This is a genomic window from Cryptocyanus atlanticus LEGE 06306, assembly GCF_056633155.1.
This window is the reverse complement of record NZ_JBSJOZ010000005.1, coordinates 203,594-223,057: the sequence shown is the minus strand read 5'-3', so window position 1 is coordinate 223,057 and position 19,464 is coordinate 203,594. Positions and strand designations below refer to the sequence as shown.

Below are 19,464 nucleotides of genomic sequence, written 5' to 3'. Positions count from 1 at the left end.
CGATGCGCCGCCTTCTGCTCTGTTGCGGCGACGCCACCAGCCCGCACACCTGGAGCACCACCCCCTGGAGCCTGCTGCGGGCGGGCACGGCCTCGGGCCTGCTCCAGGGTGGGCTGCCCCTGCGGCCCGAGCGCCTGCGGGGCCGCCGGCGGCTCTGGAACCTGGCCCAGCTGATCCGCTCCGGCCGCCCCGGTGGGTTCCAGTACAGCCGGGGCTTTGCCCGGGCCCTGATGGCCCAGGCGAATCTGGGCACCGCACCCCTGGCCCTGCTCAGCCTCTTCCCGCTGCTGCCCGCCGCCCCCTGGCCGGAGCCCGGGCGGGTCGACTTCTACATCGACGCCACCACGCGCCAGGTGTTCGAGGCCTACGGCGCCGGGGAGCGGATCGGCGAGCGCCTCCAGCGCCAGATCCTCGAGCGGGAGCGCCGCCACTACGAACGGGCCGGCGCGGTGGTGTGCATGGCCCAGTGGGCCGCCGATTCGGTGATCGACGCCTACGGCATCGATCCGGCCAAGGTGCACGTGCTGCCGGGGGGCGCGAATCTCGATGAGGCCTGGCTCATCGGGTTGCCCCCAGCCGCGCCGCCTCCACCCCCCTCGGCTCACCAGCCGCTGCGGCTCGGCTTCCTCGGCAAGGACTGGCACCGGAAAGGAGGCCCCTTCCTGCTGAAGCTGGCCGAGGCCCTCGCCGCCGCCGGACTGCCGGTGGAGGTTCGGGCGATCGGACCCGATCCCGCCACCCTGCCCGCCCATCCCCGGCTGCAGCCCCTCGGCTTCCTCGACAAACGCGCCGAGCCGGAGCGGTTCGTGGCGGAGCTGCGCAGTTGGCATTTCGGCACCCTCTTCTCCCGCGCCGAAGCCGCGCCCCGCTCCAACCTCGAATGCCTGCGCCTGGGGGTGCCGGTGATTGCCCATGCCGTGGGGGGCATGGCTTCCACCCTTCCCGATGGCGGCTGCGGCCGGTTGTTTTCCGCCCATCCCAGCCCGAGCGAGGTGGCGAACTGGATCGTGGCCCGGCTCTCCCCCTACGAGGGCTATCGGGCCTGGCGCTCGGCCCTGGCACCCCGTTGGCGCGACTTCACCTGGGATGCGGCGGTGGAGCGGCTGGCGGAGATTCTGGGGTGAAGGGATTCATCACCCTCAGGCCATGCGAAGGCGCCATCTCGTGACTGTTGCAACGCGATGCCACGCACGTTCACCCCCGGCTTGATCACACTCGGTTCAGGATCATCGGAGTTCTGCTGAAGGAACTGGACCCGAGTTCATCTCCCATGGTCAGCCTCCCTGAAGGTGTTGGGCAGGGGGATAACGTCAGACTGGCGCTTGGCGATGTAGACGCGCTTGCCTGGCTGTAACGCCAGAACTTGCGGCGATGTCTACGCCACCCTTACCAAACTTGCTGGCCAAACCATTCAGAGTTGAAACGTTTCACTACGGAAGGCAACTGTTTCACCTTCTGAATTGACCACTGTATACCGAGCGCTGAAAAGATTGGCTGGTTTGCGACCGTTGGGCCCTCCGGCGGCCACACCCAAAGTCACATTGGCGTCAAGGGATCCTTGGCTAAACACCAGATTCGCTTGGTAAGTCGCAGGCGAGCCGAATCTGCTTGTCGAATAGAAGAGATCAACTGACTCTAATTTGACTCCCGCACGAATCGTCTCTTGAGCGAGCTCCTCGATCGGAGTGAACAGGGGATTGCTGGCCATGGTGTTTGAACGTATGGGCACGGTGCCTGGACGATAGTGGGAACAATTCACCGCTCCATCCCTGGTGCAGGTGCAGGTATCGTAAGCCGGTTCCCATGACTTGACAACGCCTCACAGGTCCTGAGGGAACTGGCCCAGATGCGGCACCCAATCTGGCGCTCCTCCGCACGCCACTGACCAGCATCAGCGCACAGCCTCCCTGGCGGCATCCATCGCAACCAGCTTGTCGTCGGAGACTTGGAGGAGTGGGAGCAAGACCCGCTGGCCCTTCGTTCATGCCCTCGCTGATTCCCTACGGCCTCCGCAGAATCTGGAGCCATCCGCCCCATTCCACCCTGCGGCTCAAACTGCACCACAGCCAGCTCTGGCTCCGCTATCAGATCCGAAAACAGCTGAATCTTCTTCCTCCAGACGGCCGTGTGATCCGATGGGGGCCGGATGATTCCCTACTCATTCAGCTGCACCCCAACTCCCAGTTGAGCCAGGTTTGTCTCTACTACGCCCAGCCGGATTGGCCCTCCACGAGTTTTCTGCTCCGTTACCTCCGCCCAGGAGATCTCTGTGTGGATATCGGTGCGAACGTGGGGGTCTATACCCTGCTCATGGCCAGCATTGCCGGTCCGGAGACCGTGCATGGCTTCGAGTGTCTCCCAGAGAATGTTCGCAAGTTACGTCACAATCTCTCGCTCAATTCCTTTGAAGCCGTGCATGTCCATGCCATGGCTCTGGCCAACGAGAACGGAGAGGATCTGCTGGATCTCAGCGATGGCGATGCCACCGCTTCACTGACCCCACCCGGGGGGCCTGGAAGCGGGGGACAGCTACGCGTCCCGACTCGCCGGCTGGATTCCTTTGCCTGGCCGCGGCCGATGGCGTACGTCAAGCTCGACGTTGAGGGCGCTGAACGGTTGGTGCTTGAGGGGGCGTCCTCATTGCTGAAGGAGTGTCCCCCCTGGGTCTGGTCGTTCGAATGCCTTGGCGACCCCATGGACCAGGAGGACCTGTTGAACCTGTTCCGAGGCTGTCGTTACCATCTGGCTCTGTTCGATCCAGACACGACACGACTCGTTCTCTACGAGAAGGATGGGCGGGGTCACGAGCCTCGCCGCCTGGACGACAACATTCTGGCCATCCACGACGCCGCGATCACCCTCGTAGCCCAGCGACTGGTTGGCCTTGGCAGCCGGCGATGACCATCCCCCCTCGGTTGCGGGCCGCCACCTTTGCCGCCGCTCGCCTGCTCACCGCCAATCCCAGCCTGCGGGTGCTCTTCGATCAGACCACGATCGAGGCCTGCCTGCGCCGCCTGCTGGCCAACGGCCTCCAGCTCCACACCGTCTACGACGTGGGCTGCCACCGCGGCGGCTGGACCCGGGAGCTGCAAGCCGTGCTGCCCAGGGCCCGTTACTGCCTGTTCGACCCCCTCCCCTACGCCGCCCCCCTGGCCACGGGAGGGCGTCTCTCCTTCCATCAGGCCCTGCTCTCCGACCGCAGCGCCGTGGTGCCGTTCCACTCCACCGGCAGCACCGGAGATTCCTGCTTCCGGGAGGCCACCCGCTTCTACGACGGGGTGGAGCCGCGCCAACTCCAGGCCGAACGGCTCGAGGCCCTGGTGGAACGGGAGGGGCTGCCGCCGCCGGATCTGCTCAAGGTCGACACCCAGGGCGCCGAACTGCAGGTGCTGCGCGGTGCCGGCGCCCTGCTGGAGCGCTGTGCCCTGATCCAGCTCGAATGCTCCCTGGTTCCCTACAACGTCGGTGCCCCCCTGATCGGCGCCTGCATCGAGCAGCTGCGCCAGTGGGGCTTCCTGGCGGTGGCCATCCAGCCGATCACCTACACCGGTGGGCGCTCCAGCGCCCGGGGCACCCCCCCCGAGGCCTGGATCCCCCAGGCCGACGTGCTGTTTGCCGCCCAGCACCACCTGGACACCGAACGCTTCTCCGCCTGCCTGGAGCGTTGATGCACATCGGCCTGATCGCTCCGCTCAGCCAGCCCACTCCACCGGCCACCTATGGGGGGGTGGAGCGGGTGGTGGCGATCCATGCCGCCGAGCTGCTGCGGCAGGGGCACCGGGTGACCCTGTTCGCCGCCGAGGGCTCGGCGATCGCCGGCGCCCGCACCTTCCCCTACGGCCCGGCCGGGATCTGGCCCGGCCCGCCCGAGCTGGCCCGGCTGGTGGCCCGGCTGCCGCGCTGTGCGGATCTCGACCTCGTGCACAGTTTCGGGCGCAGCCTGGCCCTGCTGCCCTGGCTGCTGCAGCGCCGCCCCCGTCTGGTGCAGACCTACGCCTGCCCCCTCTCCCGGCGCACCATCGCCCTGTTGGAGCGCCTCGTCCCCGGCCGCCTCTCCTTCACGGTGCCCTCCGCCTGGATGCGGCAGCGCTTTCCCAGCCAGCGCTCGCTGGTGTCGGTGGTGCCCAACGCCCTGCCCCTCGATCGCTACCGGGAGGGGGCCGCCCCGGCCGGCTCCCCCGCCCCGGCGCCGCTGGTGTTCCTGGGCCGCTTCGATCCCTGCAAGGGGCTCCACACCGCCATCGCCGTGGCCATCGCCGCGGGCCTGCCGCTGCTGGTGGCCGGCGGCCCCTTCGATGCCGCCTCCCGTGCCTACGACGCCGAACGGATCGCCCGTTACCGCAGCCACCCCCTGATCCGCTTCCTCGGCCCCGTGGACGACACCGCCAAGCAGCGCCTGCTGAGCGGCGCTCGGGCCCTGCTGTTCCCGATCGAATGGGACGAACCCTTCGGCATCGTCCTGCTGGAGGCGATGGCCTGCGGCACGCCGGTGATCGCCTTCCGCCGCGGCGCCGTGCCGGAGGTGGTCGAGCCCGGCGTCAGCGGCTTCATCGTGGAGACCGAAGCGGAGATGGTGGCCGCCATCGGCCGCCTGGGGGACCTCGATCGCCGGGCGGTGCGCGAGTCGTTCGCGGCCCGGTTCGGGGCGCCGGCGGTCACGGCGGCCTATCTGCGGCATTACGCCGCGGCGGGGGCCGGCCCCCGGGTGCTGCCGTGATCCCCCGCTATGCCGTGCTGCAGGCCGGTGCCCGGATGCACTACGCCGTGCCGGCCCTGCTGGCACGGCAGGGGGCCCTGGCGGCCTTCTACACCGACCTGCACGCCAGCCACCGGCCGATCCGCCTGCTGGAGGCGCTCTGGCCCCGCTCCCGGCAGCCCCGGCCCCTGCGCCGTCTGTTCGGGCGCCGCCTGCCGCCGGAGCTGCCCCGCCGCCTGGTGCGCGACCAGCCCCTGGCCAGCCTCAGCTGGGCCCGGGGCGAGCGCGGCGACACCCTGCTCCTGGAGCGGGCCTGCCGGGAGCGCTTCGGGGGGGCCGACGCCCTCTACACGAACTTCATCAACAACGACCTCGACACCGTTCGCCGCGCCAGGGACCAGGGCCTGCGGACGGTGCACGAGCTGATCATCGGCGCCGATGTGGGCCGCATCCTGCTGGAGGAGCGCCGCCGCCATCCGGGGATCGAACCCGGGGGCGCCCGGGAACAGGAGGTGGAGGAGGGCCTGGCGCGCGACCGGCGCAAGTGGGCCCTCAGCGACCGGGTGCTGGTGCCCTCCGCCTACTGCTGGGAGAGTTGCGTGGCCCTGGGCTGCGACCCCAGCAAGCTGGCCCTGGTGCCCTACGGACTTCCGGAAGACTGGTTCGATCTCCAGCCCGACCCCCAGCCGGGCCGGGTGCTGTTCGTGGGCCAGGTGGGTCTGCGCAAGGGCAGCCACGTGCTGGCGGCGGCCTGCCGGCGGCTCCGGGAGCGGGGGGTGGCCTGCGAGTTCCGGGTGGTGGGGCCGGTCCAGGTGGAGCTGAGCCACCCCCTGTTCCAGGGCCCCACCTACCTGGGCCAGGTGCCCCGCAGCCAGGTGCGGCAGGAGTTCCGCCGCGCCGACCTGTTCGTGCTGCCCACCCTCGCCGACAGCTTCGCCCTGGTGCATCTGGAGGCGATGGCCTGCGGCGTGCCCGTGATCACCACCCCCCACTGCGGCTCGGTGGTGCGGGAGGGCCGCGAGGGGTTCCTGGTGCCGATCCGCGCTGCCGGGGCCCTGGCCGAGCGGATCGAGGAGGTGCTGCTCGACCGGCCGCTGCGACAGCGGCTGGGGGCCGCCGCCCGCGAGCGGGCCCGGGAGTTCAGCTGGACCCGCTACGGGGAGCGCCTGCTGGCGGCCCTGGCGCTGCCGTGACGCCCTCATCCAAGCCGGCAGCCACCCCGACGGGTCCGGTGCTGCTGGCCCTGCGCCGCATCGGTCCCTACCACCACGCCCGCTTCCAGGCCGCCGCCGGGCGGATGCCCCTGGTGGTGCTGGAGACCCGCCCCCACAGCCAGGAATATCCCTGGGAATTCAGCGCCGAGGGGGCGCGCTACGGGCGGCGGCGGCTGGAGGGAGCCGCCTCGGCGGAGCAGGATCCGCCCCTGGACAGCCTCGATCGCCAGCTGGACGCCCTGATCGACGCCCTCCGGCCCGCTGCCCTGGTCAGCGTCGGCTGGGCCGATCGCGCCAACCTCCGCCTGCTCCGCCAGGCCGCCCGCCGCCGGCTGCCCCTGGTGCTGGTCTCCGACAGCCGCTGGCGGGATCATCGGCGGCACGGGCCCCTGGAGTTCAGCAAACGCCTGCTGCTGCGCCAGTGCGGCGCCGCCCTGGTGGCCGGCCGCGAAAGCAGGGCCTACCTGGAGCGGCTCGGCGTGCCGGCCGCGGCCATCCACCAGCCCTGGGACGTGGTGGACAACGCGGTCTTTGCGGCCGCCGGGGCGGGGCAGACCGCCCCGCTTCCGCCCCATCTGCTGTGTGTGAGCCGGTTCGTGGCCAAGAAGAACCACGCGGGGCTGCTCGAGGCCTACGCCGCCTACCAGCGGCGCGGCGGCCGCTGGGGGTTGCGCCTGATCGGAGCGGGCCCGCTGGAGCCCCGGATCCGCTCCGCCATCGCCGCCCTGCCCGATCCCGCCCGCGTGCGGCTCGATCCCTTCCTCCAGCTCGAGGCGCTGGCCCAGGCCTATGGCCAGGCCTCCGGCTTCGTGCTGGCCAGCCGCTCGGATCAGTGGGGGCTGGTGGTGAATGAGGCCATGGCCGCCGGCCTGCCGGTGCTCGTGAGCAGCGCCTGCGGCTGCGCCGTGGATCTGGTGCTCCATGGGGTCACCGGCTGGCGCTTCGATCCCCACGATCCGGGCGCCCTGGCGGAGGCGCTCTGGCGCCTGGAGCACACCCCGCCCGCCACCCGCCGGGCGATCGGTGCCGCCGCCCGGCAGCACCTGGGGCCCTGGGATCCCCCCGCCTTCGCCACCGGCCTGGCGGCGGCGGTGGCGCACGCCGCCGCCCACCGCCGCCCCTCCGCCAGCGCCCGGCTGGTGGCGGCGGTGCTGGCACGGCGATGAGGCCGCCGGGGGCCTTGCGCGCCCTGGGGCTGGGGCTGCTGGCGGCCGGCGGCACGGTGCTGGCGGCGGAGGCGATCGCCCGCTGGGGGCTGGGGCTGGGCACCCCGCCACTGGTGAGACGCCACCCCACGATCGAATACCTGTTCCAGGCCAACCAGGAGCTGCGGCGCTTCCACAACCGGATCTCGATCAACACCTACGGCATGCGCTCAGAGCCCCTGGCGGCCCGCCCGGCACCCGGAACACGCCGCATCCTGGTGTTCGGCGATTCGGTGGTGTTCGGGGGCTCCCAGCTCGATCAGGCCGTGATCGCCACCGAAACCCTCCACCCCCTGCTGCAGGGGGCCACGACCGCCGGCCGCAGCGGCCCGATCGAGATCGGCAACGTGAGCGGCGGCAGCTGGGGGCCGGGGAACTGGCTGGCCTGGGCCCGCACCTACGGCTTCCTCGGCGCCACCGATGTGGTGCTGGTGATCTCCAGCCACGACGCCCGGGACAACCCCAGCTTCGCGCCCCTCGACGCCGACCACCCCACGGTCCCGCCGGGATCCGCACTCCAGGAGCTGCTGGGGCGATACCTTTGGCCCCGGATCGCCTCCCAGCTCCCCCGGGGCTCTGTGTCAACCGTCTCCCCCAGCCGGGCCGCGCCGCCGGGCCCCGATCCCGCCTCGCCGGAGGCCCTGCGCCGGGGCCTGGCCGATCTGCGCCGCTTCCTCATGCTGGCGCGCTCCAGCGGCGCCCGGGTGAGCGTGGTGCAGTACTGGGAACGGCGGGAGCTGGTGAGCGGCCTGCCCCTGGCGGAGCACGGAGCCATCGCCGCCCTGCTCCGCCAGGAGCGCATCCCCGCCGTTCAGGCCGGCCCGATCTTCCGCCGCTGCAGCCGCCGGGCCGATCACGGCTACGACGATCTCCTCGTGGACCGCATCCATCCCTTCACCGCCGCCGGCCAGGCCTGCCTGGCTGAGGCCATCGCCACGGCCCTGGCCAGCGGCACCCGCGACAGGCGGCCATGAGCGCCAGCGCCCTGTTCGATTCCTCCGAGCTCGGCGGCACCGAACTGCTGCTGGTGGGCGGCCTGATCGCCGCCTTCGCCACCGAGATCGCCCGGGCCTACGGCAGCCGCTCCTGGCTGCAGCTCTACCGGCCCACCGTGTTCCTGGCCGCCATCCTCACCTACTACTGCCTGCTCAGCCCCCTGCGGGCCCTGGCCCTGGGGGAATGGGTGGAGCGGGGCCAGAACCTCCGCGGCGCCATGGTCTACGGCTGGGGGGGCGCCCTGGCCTTTTATCTGTGCGTGCTGGTGGGTTTCCATGAATTCCCGACCCCCCGCTTCGATCGCCGCTTCCTGCGGCAGGCGGAGCCCGAGCGGCTCCATCGCCTCGGGCGCACCTTCTGCCTGCTGGCCATGGGGCTCTACGCCCTGAGCGCCGGCACCGCCCTGCTGGCCCAGCTCAACCCGCTCACGGTGCGCGATGCGGTGGTGGATGGGGGCACCGGCGTGGAGCTGGGCGCCTTCGCCAGTTACATCGGCTATGGGGTGAATCTGCTGATCCCGGGGGTGCTGCTGCTGTTCACCAGCTGGGTGATCAGCCGCCGCCACGGCGTCCAGGTGCTGGGCTGGGGGCTGGCCACCGCTGGCCTGTTCACCACCATGGGCTTTCGCTGGCGGCTGGTGGTGCTCGTGCTCCCCATGGTGCTGCTCTGGTACCTGGTGCGGGGCCGGCGGCCGCGGATCCGGGTGCTGCTCGCCTTCGGCGCCGCCGCCATCCTGGTGGTGGCCGGTGCCCTCGGCATCGGCCGCGACTACGGCCGCGGCATCGACGTGGAGGCGGTGCGGAGCAGCAGCCTGGAGGAGCTGATCGAATCGGGCCTGGTGGAGGGTCGATCGGTCTTCTTCACCACGGGGGGGGTGATCCAGCGGGTGCCGGAGCGGGCCCCCTTCGTGGGGCCGGCCCCGTTCATCTCCGTGCTGCAGATCCCGATTCCCCGCACCTTCCTGCCCGAGAAGGACACGATCGCCTACCTGCGCAACTCGATCCAGCCGGTGTTCGGTGACCCCGCCTTCTCGGTGGGGGCGGCCGTGATGAACTACGGCGAGTACTACCTGGTGGCGGGCTGGCCCTCGCTGGTGGCCCTCAGCCTGCTGTTCGGCTGGCTGCTGCGCTGCCTCTGGAACTGGTTTCTGCTGCGCTGCCGCGAACCCTTCGCCCAGGTGATCTACCTGCTCTGCGCCTGCTTCCTCTACGTGGTGGTGAGCCGGGGCTATCTGGCCCAGATCGCCTACCTCAGCGCCTTCACCCTGCTGCCCCTGTTCCTGGTCTACGGCCGCTGGGCCCGGCCCCGGCCCCGGCCCCGGCCCACGCCATCGCCATCGCCATCGCCGCCATGAGCCCGGAGCCCGGGCTGGGGCCGGGCGGGGGCCGGCTCCGCTCGCTCGACTGGATCCGGGGCCTCGCCGCCCTGGCGGTGGTGCTCTACCACGCCGAGATCGGCTCCCACGCCTACCTGCGCCCCCTCGCGGCCCCAGACTCCACCCCCGCGCTCTGGTTCGCGGCCGGCTGGATGGGGGTGCCGGTGTTCTTCGCCCTCAGCGGCGAGGTGATCGCCCGCACCCTGCGGGCCCGGCCCCAACCGGTGGGGCGCTTCCTGGCCCGCCGCTTCTGGCGGATCTACCCCACCTATCTGGCCCTCACCCTGCTGTTCATCGCCCTGCTGTGGATCCTGCCGGCGGGGATGGCCCAGACCGCCACGCTGTCGCCGGCGAAGACGGTCGACTCCCTGCTGTTCGGCTGGGGCCGCATCGACGGGTCCTATCTCTACGTGGCCTGGACCCTGTTCTGGGAAGTGAGCTTCTACCTGCTGGCCGCGCCCTTCGCCCCGGGGCTGGGCCGGCTTCCGCTCCGCCTCTCCCTGCTGGCCTTCCCCCTGCTGGCCCTGCTGCCCCTGGTGCTGCCGCTGGCGGCCACCCGCCAGCCCCTCACCTACCTGGCCTGCTTCCTGGCCGGTGTCACCGCTTTCGCCCTCCCCGCGATCCTGGGGGGCGGGCCACGCCGCCCGCGGCTCTGGGCGATCGCCCTGGGGGGCTATGGCCTGGGTCTGCTGCTGCTCGCCCTCAACCCCCACGGCTACGCCCGGGGGTTCGGCCCCGCCGCCGCCGCCGCCTCGCTGCTGCTGCTGGCGGGGGTGGCGCTCGAGCGGCGGCGACCCGGCCTGTTCGGCCATCCCGGCCCCCTCTGGCTCGGCAAGATCTCCTATTCCCTCTATCTGGTGCAGGTGATCACGGTGCCAGCGGTGATGAAGGGGCTGACGGCGCTGCTGGCGGCGGCGCCCGGGGCCGCAGCCGTTCCCTTCGCCCTGCTCAACGGCCTGGCGATCGCCCTCACCGTGGCCGCGAGTCTGGTGGCCGCCTGGTGGAGCTGGCGCCTGCTGGAGGTGCGGCTGAGCCAGTGGCTTCAGCGGTGCTGGCCATGAGCGAACACGGCGGACTGGCGCTCCATCTGTCCCACGCGGCCTCCCCGGCCCGCGATGGGGGCGTGGCGGCGGCGGTGGCCGATCTGATCGCCGCCCAGCGCGCCGCCGGTGGCGCGGCCGACTGGCTCACCGCCGACCGTTGGCCGGCCTGGTGCCGCGACCGCCGCCTGGCCCGGGAGGTGCGGGACCGGCGGCCCGCCCTCCTCCATCTGCACGGGCTCTGGCGCAGTCCCACCCGCCTCGCCCCGGCCCTGGCCGCCGAGGGGCTGCCGCTGGTGCTGGCCCCCCACGGCATGCTCGATCCCTGGGCCCTGGCCCAGAGCCGCTGGAAGAAACGCCTGGTGGGAGCCCTCTGGGAGCGGCGGGCCCTGGGCGCCGCCGGCGTGCTCCACGCCCTCTGCCGCTCCGAAGCCGACGCGATCGCCGCCAGCGGCCTCACCGCCCCGATCGCCCTGATCCCGAACGGGGTGGCGCTGCCCGATCGGTGCGCTCCCCTGCCCCCTCCCCCCTGGGCCGATCGGGTGCCGCCGGGAGATCGGGTGCTGCTCTTCCTGGGCCGCTTCCACCCGAAGAAGGGCACCACGCCGCTGCTGGCGGCCTGGTCCTCCCTGGCCGCCGAAGCCGAGCGCCGGGGCTGGTGGCTGGCCCTGGTGGGCCACGGGGATGGGGGGGCGCTCGCCCGCCAGGTGGCGCGCCAGGGGCTGGCCCGCTGCTCCGTGCATGGCCCCTGCTACGGCCCGGAGAAGGCCGCCTGCCTGTCAAACGCCACGGCCTTCGTGCTGCCCTCCTTCAGCGAAGGCCTGCCGATGGCGGCCCTCGAGGCGATGAGCTGGTCGTTGCCGGCCCTGCTGAGCCCCGCCTGCCACCTGCCGGAGGCCGTCGCCGCCGGGGCGGCCCTGGCGGTGGAGCCCCGGGAGGAACTGCTGCAGCGCCAGTTGCAGCTGCTGTTCCATCTCGGGGACGCGGAACGACTGGCCATGGGGACTGGCGGGCGGGCCCTGGTGGCCGAGCGCTTCAGCTGGCCCCGCATCGCCCGGCAGACGGAAGCCCTCTACGGCTGGCTGCTGGGCGGGGGCGAGGCGCCGGCCTTCCTGGAGCCCCCGACCCGATGACAGCACCGGCGGCCTACCGGCCGGAGATCGACGGGCTGCGGGCCCTGGCGATCCTGGCGATCCTCGTCAACCACATTGATCAGCGCTGGCTGCCCAGCGGCTACCTGGGCGTGGATGTGTTCTTCGTGATCTCGGGCTACGTGATCACCGGCTCCCTCGCCCATCACGGGGCCGCGGATCTGGGGGATCTGCTGGCCGGGTTCTATGCCCGCAGGGTCAAGCGACTGCTGCCGGCCCTGCTCGTCTGCGTGCTGATCACCAGCGTGGCGATGATGCTGGTGATTCCCGGCGGCGGCGATGACAGCGACCGCTACTGGCGCACGGCGCTGACCAGCCTGCTGGGCGTCTCCAATCTCTATCTCTACCGCCAGAGCACCGATTACTTCGCCAGCGCGGCCACCTACAACCCCTTCCTGCACACCTGGGCCCTGGGGGTGGAGACGCAGTTCTACCTGTTCTTTCCGCTGCTGGTCTGGTGGTGCGGCTTCGGCCGCCAGCCCCGGCAGGGCTCGCGGCGGCTGGTGCTGGGGTTGATCGCCCTGGCCGTGCCCTCCCTGGTGGTGTTCGTGCTCTGGAACCGCAGTGATCCCGCCGCGGCCTACTTTCTGCTCCCCCCGCGGCTGTGGGAACTGGCCGCCGGCGCCCTGCTCTGGTGCGGCAGTCACCCCCTGCGGCGGCTCGCGCCGCCGCCAGCGGCCGCCGGGCCGGCCGCCTTCGGTGCCAGCCTGGCCCTGCTGGCCGCCCTGGCCCTGCCCGAAGCCTGGCGGGTCGCCGCCACCCCCCTGGCGGTGGCCGCCACCGTGGCCTGGATCGGCCTGATCCGTCCGGGGCAGCGGTTGCAGCGTGCCTTCGCGCACCCCTGGGCGGTGGGGCTGGGCCTGCTCTCCTACTCCCTCTTCCTCTGGCACTGGAGCGTGCTGTCGATCGCCCGCTGGACCGTGGGCCTGTCGCTGGCCACCCTGCCCGGGCTGCTGGCCCTGATCATCGCCCTGGCGCTGCTGTCGTATCACGCCATCGAGCGACCCTTCCGCCAGGCCCGCTGGAGCGCCAGCCGCCGGGGAACGATTGGCCGGGGGGTGGGGGCGATGCTGGCGGGAGGGGCGCTGCTGCTGGGGGTGATGCGCCCCCTGGGGGCGTGGGCCTACCTGGGCCCCACCGCCAGCCGGGCCGGCGGATTCGACTACCGCACCTGCCATTTCGATGGCAGCGAGGGCGCGGCGGCCGTCCGCGCCCTCGCCGCCGGCCGCTGCGCCCTGGAGGCGAGGGACGCCGGGCGGCCCACCTGGTTCTTCCTGGGCGACAGCCACAGCAGCCATCTGGCCGGCCTGGCGGGGGAGCTGCATCGCCGCTTCGGAGTGGGGGTGCAGAAGGTGGGGCTGGCCTGGATGCCCACGCCACCGGTGAGTTTCCTGCGGGAGGCCCCGAAGGGGCAGGGCCACCGGGATGCCGGCGCCGACCAGAGCCTGATGCGGCTGCAGCAGAGCCTGGCCCAGGCCCTGCTGAACCAGGTCCGCCCGGGGGATGTGGTGGTGCTCTCCAGCCGGCTGGCCTACTACTTCGGGGAAACTCCGCTCCGCCAGGGGGATCGCGCCCATCGCCTCACCCTGCTCAACCCGGAGGGCGGACCCCTGACGCCGCCCGAGGCGCGGGCGGACTGGATGGAGGCCCTGGCAGATCTGGTGGAGACCATGGAGCGGAAGGGGGCCACGGTGGTGGTGGTGCTGCCGACGCCGGAATTCGATCTCGATGTTCCCGTGCCCCTGGCGGCCTGCAGCCGGGAATGGTTCCGGCCCCGGCCCTCCCCCGCCTGCCTGGGAACGGTGGAGCGCAGCCGGCTGATCAGCGCCAGCCGGGATCTCCGCGAGGAGCTGGGCGCGCTGGCCCGCCGCCGGCCGAATCTGCTGGTGCTGGATCCGCTCCCGGTGCTCTGCCCCGCCAGCCAGTCCTCCTGCAGCACCGTGGTCGATGACCGCCAGCTCTACCGCGACGGGGATCACCTCAGCCGGGAGGGCTCAGCCCGGCTGATCGACGCCCTGCCGCCGGAGCTGGGGGCCACGCTGGAGCCGAAGCCATGACGGGTCTGGGCCGCGCTCTGGGTCGGCTGGAGGCCCGGCTGCACGGCTGGCGGCGGCGCTGGCTGCCGGACTCCCTGCCCGGCTGGCAGATCGATCTGCGGATCGGCCTGGCCTCCGTCCTGGTGTCGCTCGTCCTGGCGGCTCCCCCGCTGTGGCTCTACCGGGACCCCGACCTCAGCGGCCGACTGGTGGACGTGATGGCCCAGGCCCTCGATCCGCTCCGCCGGGATCTGCAGGAACCGATCCTCTACCACCGCATCGTCGTGCCCACCTTCAACCACCTGGTGGGCCTGCGGGGCCTGGCCGTGGCGGTTCCGGCCGTGGCGGCCTCGGCCCTCTGCCTCGTTCTCACCGCCCGGATCCTCCGGCTGGCCGTGGGCTCCGCGGGCTATGCCTTCCAGTGCTGCCTGGCCCTGGCCATGACGCTGTTCATCGTGGAGGGCACCTCCTTCTGGATGGCCCCCGACAGCGTCTCCCACCTGTTCGTGCTGCTGGCGGCCCTGCCGGGGGCGGCCGTTCCCGCACTGGCGCTGGCGGCACCGATCGCCCTGTTGAACGATGAACGGGCCCTGCTCTCCCTGGCCTACCTGCCCCTGCTGGCCGCCCTGCCCGTCGCCTCCGGGGCCCTGCCCTGGCGCCGGGCCCGGGGCACGGCGGTGGGGCTGGCCCTCGGGATCGGGCTCTGGCTGCTCGGCCGCGCCGCGCTGCAGGGGGGCTGGATCGGAACGGGGTTCAGCCGGCCGGACCACTACGGGACCGTGGGGGTCGCCCTGGGGGGCATCCAGCCCCTCGATGGCTGGGGGGTGTGGCTGGCCAACGTGTGGGCCAGCTTCAAGTGGGTGTGGATCGCGCCGCTGCTGGCGGCGGCGCTGGCGGCCTCAGCCGCCGCCAGGCGGGCGCGGGGGGGCCGGGGGGGCGGAAGGCTTCCATCCGGAACCGCGGTGGTGCTCCTGGCAGCGGGGCTGACGGGCGCCATCCTGGTGTTGACTCTGTTCAACGGCGATGTCTGGCGATCGGTGTCCTTTGCCTTTCCGGCGATGATCCTGGCCCAGATTCATCTCTACCGGCTCTCACCCGAGCCGGCATCCCGGCTGGCCAGCGGGATCACCCTGGCGATGCTGGCCACACCGGTGCTGTATTTCGGTACGGATCTGGTGCTGCAGGTGTTCCCCCCCCTGCCGCTGGTGCTCGTGCGCACCTTCCTGCCGCTGGAGCATCCGCTCAATGCGTTGATTCGCGCCTTGATCTGAATCCGGAGGCCTGCCGATTCCGCCCCCACCGGATCGGCACCCCGCTGATCTGCAGGACCGAATCCGGCATCGCGGCAGCCTGGCCATCCTTCACACCCCGCCCCAATCGATGTTAGCCGCCTTCACGCGCAACCATCTCCCCGTCACCGTGCCGGAAACGCTCGAAGAAGATCCTTCCAGGCGTTTCAGCACGATCGATCAGGCAGCTCTGGAGGCCTACCACGAGCAGGGCTATGTGATCCTCAGCAGCGCGCTGAACCCGGCGGAGTGCGATCGGCTTCGCGCGGATTGGGACCAGGAGGTGAAACCCTTCGGCGGCAAGATCTACCGGCAGACCACCGCCAGGCTGGAAGTGAACACCTTCACACCGGAAGGTTGGGTGCTCAATCCGGTGCTGAACCTGCAGAGCCTCGATCCGGGCTGCTTTCCGCAGTTGCGGGGCGATGCCGAGCAACTGATCTTCAACAACAGCGCCATCATGTCCGGCGTGGCCGCACTCCTGGGGGATAAACCGAAGATCGTGCAATCGATGTATTTCGAGGGGAATGCCGCCACCTGGGAGCATCAGGACACCTACTACCTCGATTCCGAGCACTCCGGCGCCATGTGCGCCGGCTGGATCGCCCTGGAGGACATTCAGGCCGGAGCCGGCCGGTTCTTCGTCTGCCCCGGCTCCCACCGGATCCCGATCGCCCAGCAGGATTCCAGCATCAATGTGGTCGATCACCATCAGGACTACATCGATCTGGTGGTGCAGGCGATCCGGACCCATCAGCTCAGGGTGGCGGCCCCCTGCCTGCGGGCCGGAGACCTGCTGATCTGGAACTCCCGCACCATCCACGGCTCGCTGCAGAGCGCATCGGAGAACACCGGCAGCCGCTCCTCGATCACCTTCCACGCCATCCCCGCCCGGCACGATTTCCTGGTGCTGCAGTTCCAGAAGCGGCACCTGCGCTGCGATGACCTCGGCCAGGCCCTGATCCACCGGCCCAAGGACCAGGCCCGCCGGCGCCAGCGGCTGCTGCGGCTGGCCGAGGCCCGGGCCCCCCGGCTCTTCCACGCCGCCAAGGGCGCCGTGCTCAAAACCCTGCTGAAGCACTCGAATGGGTAGGAGCCGCCCGAGGCAGGATCTCGCCGCCTACCGCCTGCCGGCGGAGTGGAGTCCGGGGGTCCCGCGGCCGGTCCAGGCCCTCTGGGCCTGCCTGGCCCAGCCCCTGGTGGCCAGCGCCCTGCCCGGCGATCGCTGGCGCCGCAGCCTGCTGTCCCTGTTCGGGGCGCGGCTGGGTGCCGGCGGAACCTGCCGGCCCCGCTTCCGGGTGAAATATCCCTGGCGGCTGGTGGTGGGCGACCACTGCTGGCTGGGGGAGGCCGCCTGGATCGACAACCCGGCCCCGGTGGTGCTCGGCGATCGGGTCTGCCTCTCCCAGGGGGCCTATCTCTGCACCGGCAACCACAACTACCGCTCCCCCGGCTTCGCCCTGCGGCTGGGCCCGATCCGGATCGGCTCCGATGCCTGGATCTGCGCCCACACGGTGCTGGCCCCGGGCACCCGGGTGGGGGCCTCCGCAGTGGTGTCGATCGGCGCCGTGGCCTCCGGTTCGATCGCGCCCGGCGCGATCGTGGCCGGCAATCCAGCGGCGGTGGTGGGATGGCGTTGAGCGGCGAGCCGGAAGGGGCCCCGCCGATCCTGCTGATCGTCCCCACCCTCGATTCCTCGGATCTGCTGCCCCGGCTGGTGACCTCACTGCGGCAGCAGAGCTGGCCCCACTGGCGGGTGCTGTTCATCGACGGACCGAGTGGGCCAGACCACCGCGCCTACCTCGAGGACCTCTGCAACGGCGACGGACGCTTCCGCTGGCGGCCCCAGAATCCCGCCGCCGCCGGCATCTTCGGGGCGATGAACCAGGGCCTCGCCGCCGCCGCTCCGGCCGACTGGCTGCTGTTCTGGGGCAGCGACGACTGGGCCACGGCCCCCACGGTGCTCGAGCAGGCGGCCGCCGCCCTCCGCGAGGGCCCCGACGGCGATCTGCTGGTCTGCCGCGGCCGCTATCGGCGCCTGGAGCCCGGCAGCCTGCAGGAGCCCAGGCCCGGCCGCCCCACCGCCTTCCGCTGGCTGGGGAGCTATCGCCTCTCGCTGCTCCTGGGCTCCAGCCCACCCCACCAGGCCAGCCTGATCGGCCCGGGTGCCCGGGCGGTGCTGGCCCGGTTCGATCCGGGCTTCCGGCTCGCCGCCGACCTCGACTACTTCCTGCAGCTCTCCCGGGCGCCCCAGCTGCGGGTGCGGCGGAGCCCCCTGGAGCTGGTGCAGATGGGGGAGGGGGGGATCAGCGGACTGCAGCACCGGCGCCGGCTCCGGGAGGTGCGCTGGGCCTACCGTCGGGCCTTCGGCGCCCTGTGGTGGTTACCGTTCCTGCTGCGCTATCTCCAGCGGGGACTGAGTCTGCTGGGCTGATCCGGCGATGGCCCCATCCTCCGATGCCCGTTCGGTGAGCACCGCCAGCCCGTCCGTCCCCCCCGCCGCGCCCGCCCCGGCCCTGGTGCTGTTCGGCGGCTCCAGCCTCTGCGGCCAGGCCCTGATCGGGCAGCGGCCCGCAGGGATGGCCCTGCGGCTGCTCTCCCGCCACCCGCTGCCGGCTCCTCCCGGCGCCAGCTGGCACCGCTGCGATCTCACTGACCTGGGCGCGGCGGCCCTGGAGCAGGCCGCCGCTGCCCTCCCGCCCGGTCCCCAGGTCTGGATCGGCTTCGCCCACCTCTGGCAGCTGGCGCCCTTCCTCGATGCCCTCGCCCACCAGCAGCCGGCGGTGATCGAGCGGCTGCGGGCCGTGGTGGCCTGCTCCTCCTCGAGCGTGATCACCAAGCGCTTCGCCGCCAATCGCTTCGACCGGGAGCTGGTGGCGCGGCTGCGGACAGCCCAGGAGCTGCTGCTGGAGCGCTGCCGCCAGCGGGCCGTGCCCTGCCGGATCCTGGCCCCCACCCTGATCCATGGCCGCCTGGGCCAGGCCCGCGACCGCAACCTGGAGCGCCTGCGCTCGCTGCTGCGCCGGCTGCCCCTGCTGCCCCTGCCCGATCCCAGCGGACTGCGCCAGCCGATCGCGGCCACCGAGCTGGCCGCGGTGGCGCTCGATCAGGCCCGCCGGCTGCTGGCCGGGGGGGCCGGGGGCGAGCCCGGTGGCGGGCTGCTGCCGCTGGGGGGCGATGAGACGCTCCCCTACCTGGAGATGCTGCGCCGCCTGCAGGCCGGTGACCCGGCGGCCCGCCGTTGCCGACTGCTGCCCATTCCCACCCGCCTGTTCCAGGCCCTGGCGGCCCCCCTGCTGCTGCTCTCCCCGAAGCACTTCGAAGCGGTGCTGCGGATCAGCGCCGATCTGGCCGGCTTCACCCCGGCCGGGGAGGTGCTGGGGCGACCGCCGCGCCCGTTCCGGCCCTGCTCCGCCCCAGAAGGAGCCCCGGGGGCCGAGCCTTGATCGGCCCCCTGCCCCTCACCCTGGCGCTGGCCGCCGCCGCCCTGCTCTCCTGGGGGCTGAGCGGCCGGCTGCGCCGCTATGCCCTGAACCAGGACCTGCTGGATCGGCCCAATGCCCGCAGCTCCCATGCCACCCCCACCCCCCGGGGCGGAGGACTGGCGTTCGTGATCGTGGGGCTGGCGACGCTGCCGCCACTGATGCTCACCGGAGTGGTGGAACCCAGGCTGGGCTGGGGCCTGCTGGGGGGCGGAGCGCTGGTGGCCCTGGTGGGCTGGCTGGATGATCACCGCCATCTCGCCCCCCAGTGGCGCCTCCTGGCCCACCTCGGCGCCGCCCTGTGGGGGCTGGGCTGGATCGGCGGGGCGGCCCTGGGGCCAGGGGGGCTGGTTCAGGTGCTGGCGTTCGGGTACCTGGCCTGGATGGTGAACCTGTTCAACTTCATGGACGGCCTTGATGCGATCGCCAGCCTGGAGGCGATCAGTGTGGCGGGGGTGGGGGCGGGGCTGCTGATCGCCACCGGCAGCGGGGTGGCCGGGCCCACCCTGCCGGCCGTGCTGCCCCTGCTGCTGGCGGCGGCTGTGGCGGGATTCCTGCTCTGGAACTGGCCGCCGGCCCGGCTGTTCATGGGGGATGCCGGCAGCGGCTTTCTGGGCTTCACGCTGGCTCTGCTGACCCTGCAGGCCACCCATCTGTCGCCCCGGCTGGGCTGGAGCTGGCTGATCCTGGCGGGGGTGTTCCTGGTGGATGCCACCTGGACGCTGCTGCGGCGCCTCGGGCAGCGGCAGCGGCCCTGGCAGGCGCACCGCAGCCACGCCTACCAGCGGGCGGCCCGCCGCTGGGGCAGCCACCGGCCCGTGAGTCTGGCGGTGCTGGCGATCAACCTGCTCTGGCTCACGCCCCTGGCGGCGCTGGTGGCCGCCGGGCGGCTGCAGATCTCTCTCGGCCTGGCCCTGGCGCTGCTGCCCCTCTGGGGGCTGGCGATCGCCCTGGGGGCCGGGGCTGCCGATGACGCCTGA

At 72.2% G+C, this 19,464-nt stretch carries 18 protein-coding genes; 17 read left to right on the top strand and 1 reads right to left on the bottom strand.

Translation table 11 applies throughout. From position 1 onward, the window contains the following. The first annotated feature begins 2 nt into the window (after positions 1-2). Positions 3-1,124 carry a glycosyltransferase gene (locus tag ACWJI7_RS08035; RefSeq protein ID WP_479936887.1) on the top strand — a complete coding sequence of 374 codons (1,122 nt, stop codon included), beginning with the start codon at positions 3-5 and terminating at the stop codon, positions 1,122-1,124. Between the two features lie 287 nt (positions 1,125-1,411). Here the strand turns inward: ACWJI7_RS08035 and ACWJI7_RS08030 are convergent, their stop codons facing one another. Then, positions 1,412-1,708: a hypothetical protein gene (locus ACWJI7_RS08030; protein WP_479936885.1), complete on the bottom strand. Its 297-nt coding sequence runs from the start codon at positions 1,706-1,708 to the stop codon at positions 1,412-1,414. Positions 1,709-1,983: 275 nt separating this feature from the next. Here ACWJI7_RS08030 and ACWJI7_RS08025 point away from each other — a divergent pair, with 275 nt between their 5' ends. From ACWJI7_RS08025 to ACWJI7_RS07950, 16 genes are all read left to right on the top strand, one after another. Next, positions 1,984-2,901, top strand: a complete 918-nt coding sequence (locus tag ACWJI7_RS08025) for an FkbM family methyltransferase (protein ID WP_479936883.1) — start codon at positions 1,984-1,986, stop codon at positions 2,899-2,901. Next, a complete protein-coding gene (locus ACWJI7_RS08020; RefSeq protein WP_479936881.1) occupies positions 2,898-3,668 on the top strand; it encodes an FkbM family methyltransferase in 771 nt (256 codons plus the stop codon). Before ACWJI7_RS08025 ends, ACWJI7_RS08020 begins: the two co-directional genes overlap by 4 nt. Further along, positions 3,668-4,717, top strand: coding sequence for a glycosyltransferase (locus ACWJI7_RS08015; protein ID WP_479936879.1), 1,050 nt, complete (start codon positions 3,668-3,670; stop codon positions 4,715-4,717). The genes ACWJI7_RS08020 and ACWJI7_RS08015 overlap by 1 nt, the downstream gene beginning before the upstream one ends. Further along, positions 4,714-5,889, top strand: coding sequence for a glycosyltransferase family 4 protein (locus ACWJI7_RS08010; RefSeq protein ID WP_479936877.1), 1,176 nt, complete (start codon positions 4,714-4,716; stop codon positions 5,887-5,889). The genes ACWJI7_RS08015 and ACWJI7_RS08010 overlap by 4 nt, the downstream gene beginning before the upstream one ends. Next, the gene (locus tag ACWJI7_RS08005; RefSeq protein WP_479936875.1) at positions 5,886-7,076 is read left to right on the top strand and encodes a glycosyltransferase; all 1,191 of its coding nucleotides are present in this window, start codon (positions 5,886-5,888) and stop codon (positions 7,074-7,076) included. The genes ACWJI7_RS08010 and ACWJI7_RS08005 overlap by 4 nt, the downstream gene beginning before the upstream one ends. A 14-nt stretch (positions 7,077-7,090) precedes the next feature. Then, positions 7,091-8,089, top strand: a complete 999-nt coding sequence (locus tag ACWJI7_RS08000) for a hypothetical protein (RefSeq protein WP_479936873.1) — start codon at positions 7,091-7,093, stop codon at positions 8,087-8,089. Next, positions 8,086-9,465, top strand: a complete 1,380-nt coding sequence (locus ACWJI7_RS07995) for a hypothetical protein (protein WP_479936871.1) — start codon at positions 8,086-8,088, stop codon at positions 9,463-9,465. Before ACWJI7_RS08000 ends, ACWJI7_RS07995 begins: the two co-directional genes overlap by 4 nt. Continuing rightward, on the top strand, positions 9,462-10,547 hold the full coding sequence (locus ACWJI7_RS07990; protein ID WP_479936869.1) for an acyltransferase family protein: 1,086 nt from the start codon (positions 9,462-9,464) through the stop codon (positions 10,545-10,547). Before ACWJI7_RS07995 ends, ACWJI7_RS07990 begins: the two co-directional genes overlap by 4 nt. Next, the gene (locus ACWJI7_RS07985) at positions 10,544-11,659 is read left to right on the top strand and encodes a glycosyltransferase (protein ID WP_479936867.1); all 1,116 of its coding nucleotides are present in this window, start codon (positions 10,544-10,546) and stop codon (positions 11,657-11,659) included. Before ACWJI7_RS07990 ends, ACWJI7_RS07985 begins: the two co-directional genes overlap by 4 nt. After that, a complete protein-coding gene (locus ACWJI7_RS07980; RefSeq protein ID WP_479936865.1) occupies positions 11,656-13,734 on the top strand; it encodes an acyltransferase family protein in 2,079 nt (692 codons plus the stop codon). The genes ACWJI7_RS07985 and ACWJI7_RS07980 overlap by 4 nt, the downstream gene beginning before the upstream one ends. Beyond that, the gene (locus ACWJI7_RS07975; protein ID WP_479936863.1) at positions 13,731-14,984 is read left to right on the top strand and encodes a hypothetical protein; all 1,254 of its coding nucleotides are present in this window, start codon (positions 13,731-13,733) and stop codon (positions 14,982-14,984) included. Before ACWJI7_RS07980 ends, ACWJI7_RS07975 begins: the two co-directional genes overlap by 4 nt. Before the next feature lie 109 nt (positions 14,985-15,093). Then, a complete protein-coding gene (locus ACWJI7_RS07970; protein ID WP_479936861.1) occupies positions 15,094-16,095 on the top strand; it encodes a phytanoyl-CoA dioxygenase family protein in 1,002 nt (333 codons plus the stop codon). Continuing rightward, a complete protein-coding gene (locus ACWJI7_RS07965; protein WP_479936859.1) occupies positions 16,088-16,642 on the top strand; it encodes an LbetaH domain-containing protein in 555 nt (184 codons plus the stop codon). The genes ACWJI7_RS07970 and ACWJI7_RS07965 overlap by 8 nt, the downstream gene beginning before the upstream one ends. Further along, a complete protein-coding gene (locus tag ACWJI7_RS07960; protein ID WP_479936857.1) occupies positions 16,633-17,436 on the top strand; it encodes a glycosyltransferase in 804 nt (267 codons plus the stop codon). Before ACWJI7_RS07965 ends, ACWJI7_RS07960 begins: the two co-directional genes overlap by 10 nt. A 7-nt stretch (positions 17,437-17,443) precedes the next feature. Continuing rightward, positions 17,444-18,448, top strand: coding sequence for a hypothetical protein (locus ACWJI7_RS07955; RefSeq protein ID WP_479936855.1), 1,005 nt, complete (start codon positions 17,444-17,446; stop codon positions 18,446-18,448). Then, complete coding sequence (locus ACWJI7_RS07950; protein ID WP_479936853.1) at positions 18,445-19,464, top strand: MraY family glycosyltransferase; 1,020 nt, start codon at positions 18,445-18,447, stop codon at positions 19,462-19,464. Before ACWJI7_RS07955 ends, ACWJI7_RS07950 begins: the two co-directional genes overlap by 4 nt.

Bases quoted from the DNA above. Each gene is read 5' to 3' on its own strand.
- ACWJI7_RS08025 (WP_479936883.1), top strand. From the start codon at position 1,984: ATGCCCTCGCTGATTCCCTACGGCCTCCGCAGAATCTGGAGCCATCCG.
- ACWJI7_RS07970 (WP_479936861.1), top strand. From the start codon at position 15,094: ATGTTAGCCGCCTTCACGCGCAACCATCTCCCCGTCACCGTGCCGGAA.
- ACWJI7_RS07965 (WP_479936859.1), top strand. From the start codon at position 16,088: ATGGGTAGGAGCCGCCCGAGGCAGGATCTCGCCGCCTACCGCCTGCCG.
- ACWJI7_RS08020 (WP_479936881.1), top strand. From the start codon at position 2,898: ATGACCATCCCCCCTCGGTTGCGGGCCGCCACCTTTGCCGCCGCTCGC.
- ACWJI7_RS07980 (WP_479936865.1), top strand. From the start codon at position 11,656: ATGACAGCACCGGCGGCCTACCGGCCGGAGATCGACGGGCTGCGGGCC.
- ACWJI7_RS07960 (WP_479936857.1), top strand. From the start codon at position 16,633: ATGGCGTTGAGCGGCGAGCCGGAAGGGGCCCCGCCGATCCTGCTGATC.
- ACWJI7_RS07985 (WP_479936867.1), top strand. From the start codon at position 10,544: ATGAGCGAACACGGCGGACTGGCGCTCCATCTGTCCCACGCGGCCTCC.
- ACWJI7_RS07975 (WP_479936863.1), top strand. From the start codon at position 13,731: ATGACGGGTCTGGGCCGCGCTCTGGGTCGGCTGGAGGCCCGGCTGCAC.
- ACWJI7_RS08015 (WP_479936879.1), top strand. From the start codon at position 3,668: ATGCACATCGGCCTGATCGCTCCGCTCAGCCAGCCCACTCCACCGGCC.
- ACWJI7_RS08030 (WP_479936885.1), bottom strand. From the start codon at position 1,708: ATGGCCAGCAATCCCCTGTTCACTCCGATCGAGGAGCTCGCTCAAGAG.
- ACWJI7_RS07990 (WP_479936869.1), top strand. From the start codon at position 9,462: ATGAGCCCGGAGCCCGGGCTGGGGCCGGGCGGGGGCCGGCTCCGCTCG.
- ACWJI7_RS07995 (WP_479936871.1), top strand. From the start codon at position 8,086: ATGAGCGCCAGCGCCCTGTTCGATTCCTCCGAGCTCGGCGGCACCGAA.
- ACWJI7_RS07955 (WP_479936855.1), top strand. From the start codon at position 17,444: ATGGCCCCATCCTCCGATGCCCGTTCGGTGAGCACCGCCAGCCCGTCC.
- ACWJI7_RS08035 (WP_479936887.1), top strand. From the start codon at position 3: ATGCGCCGCCTTCTGCTCTGTTGCGGCGACGCCACCAGCCCGCACACC.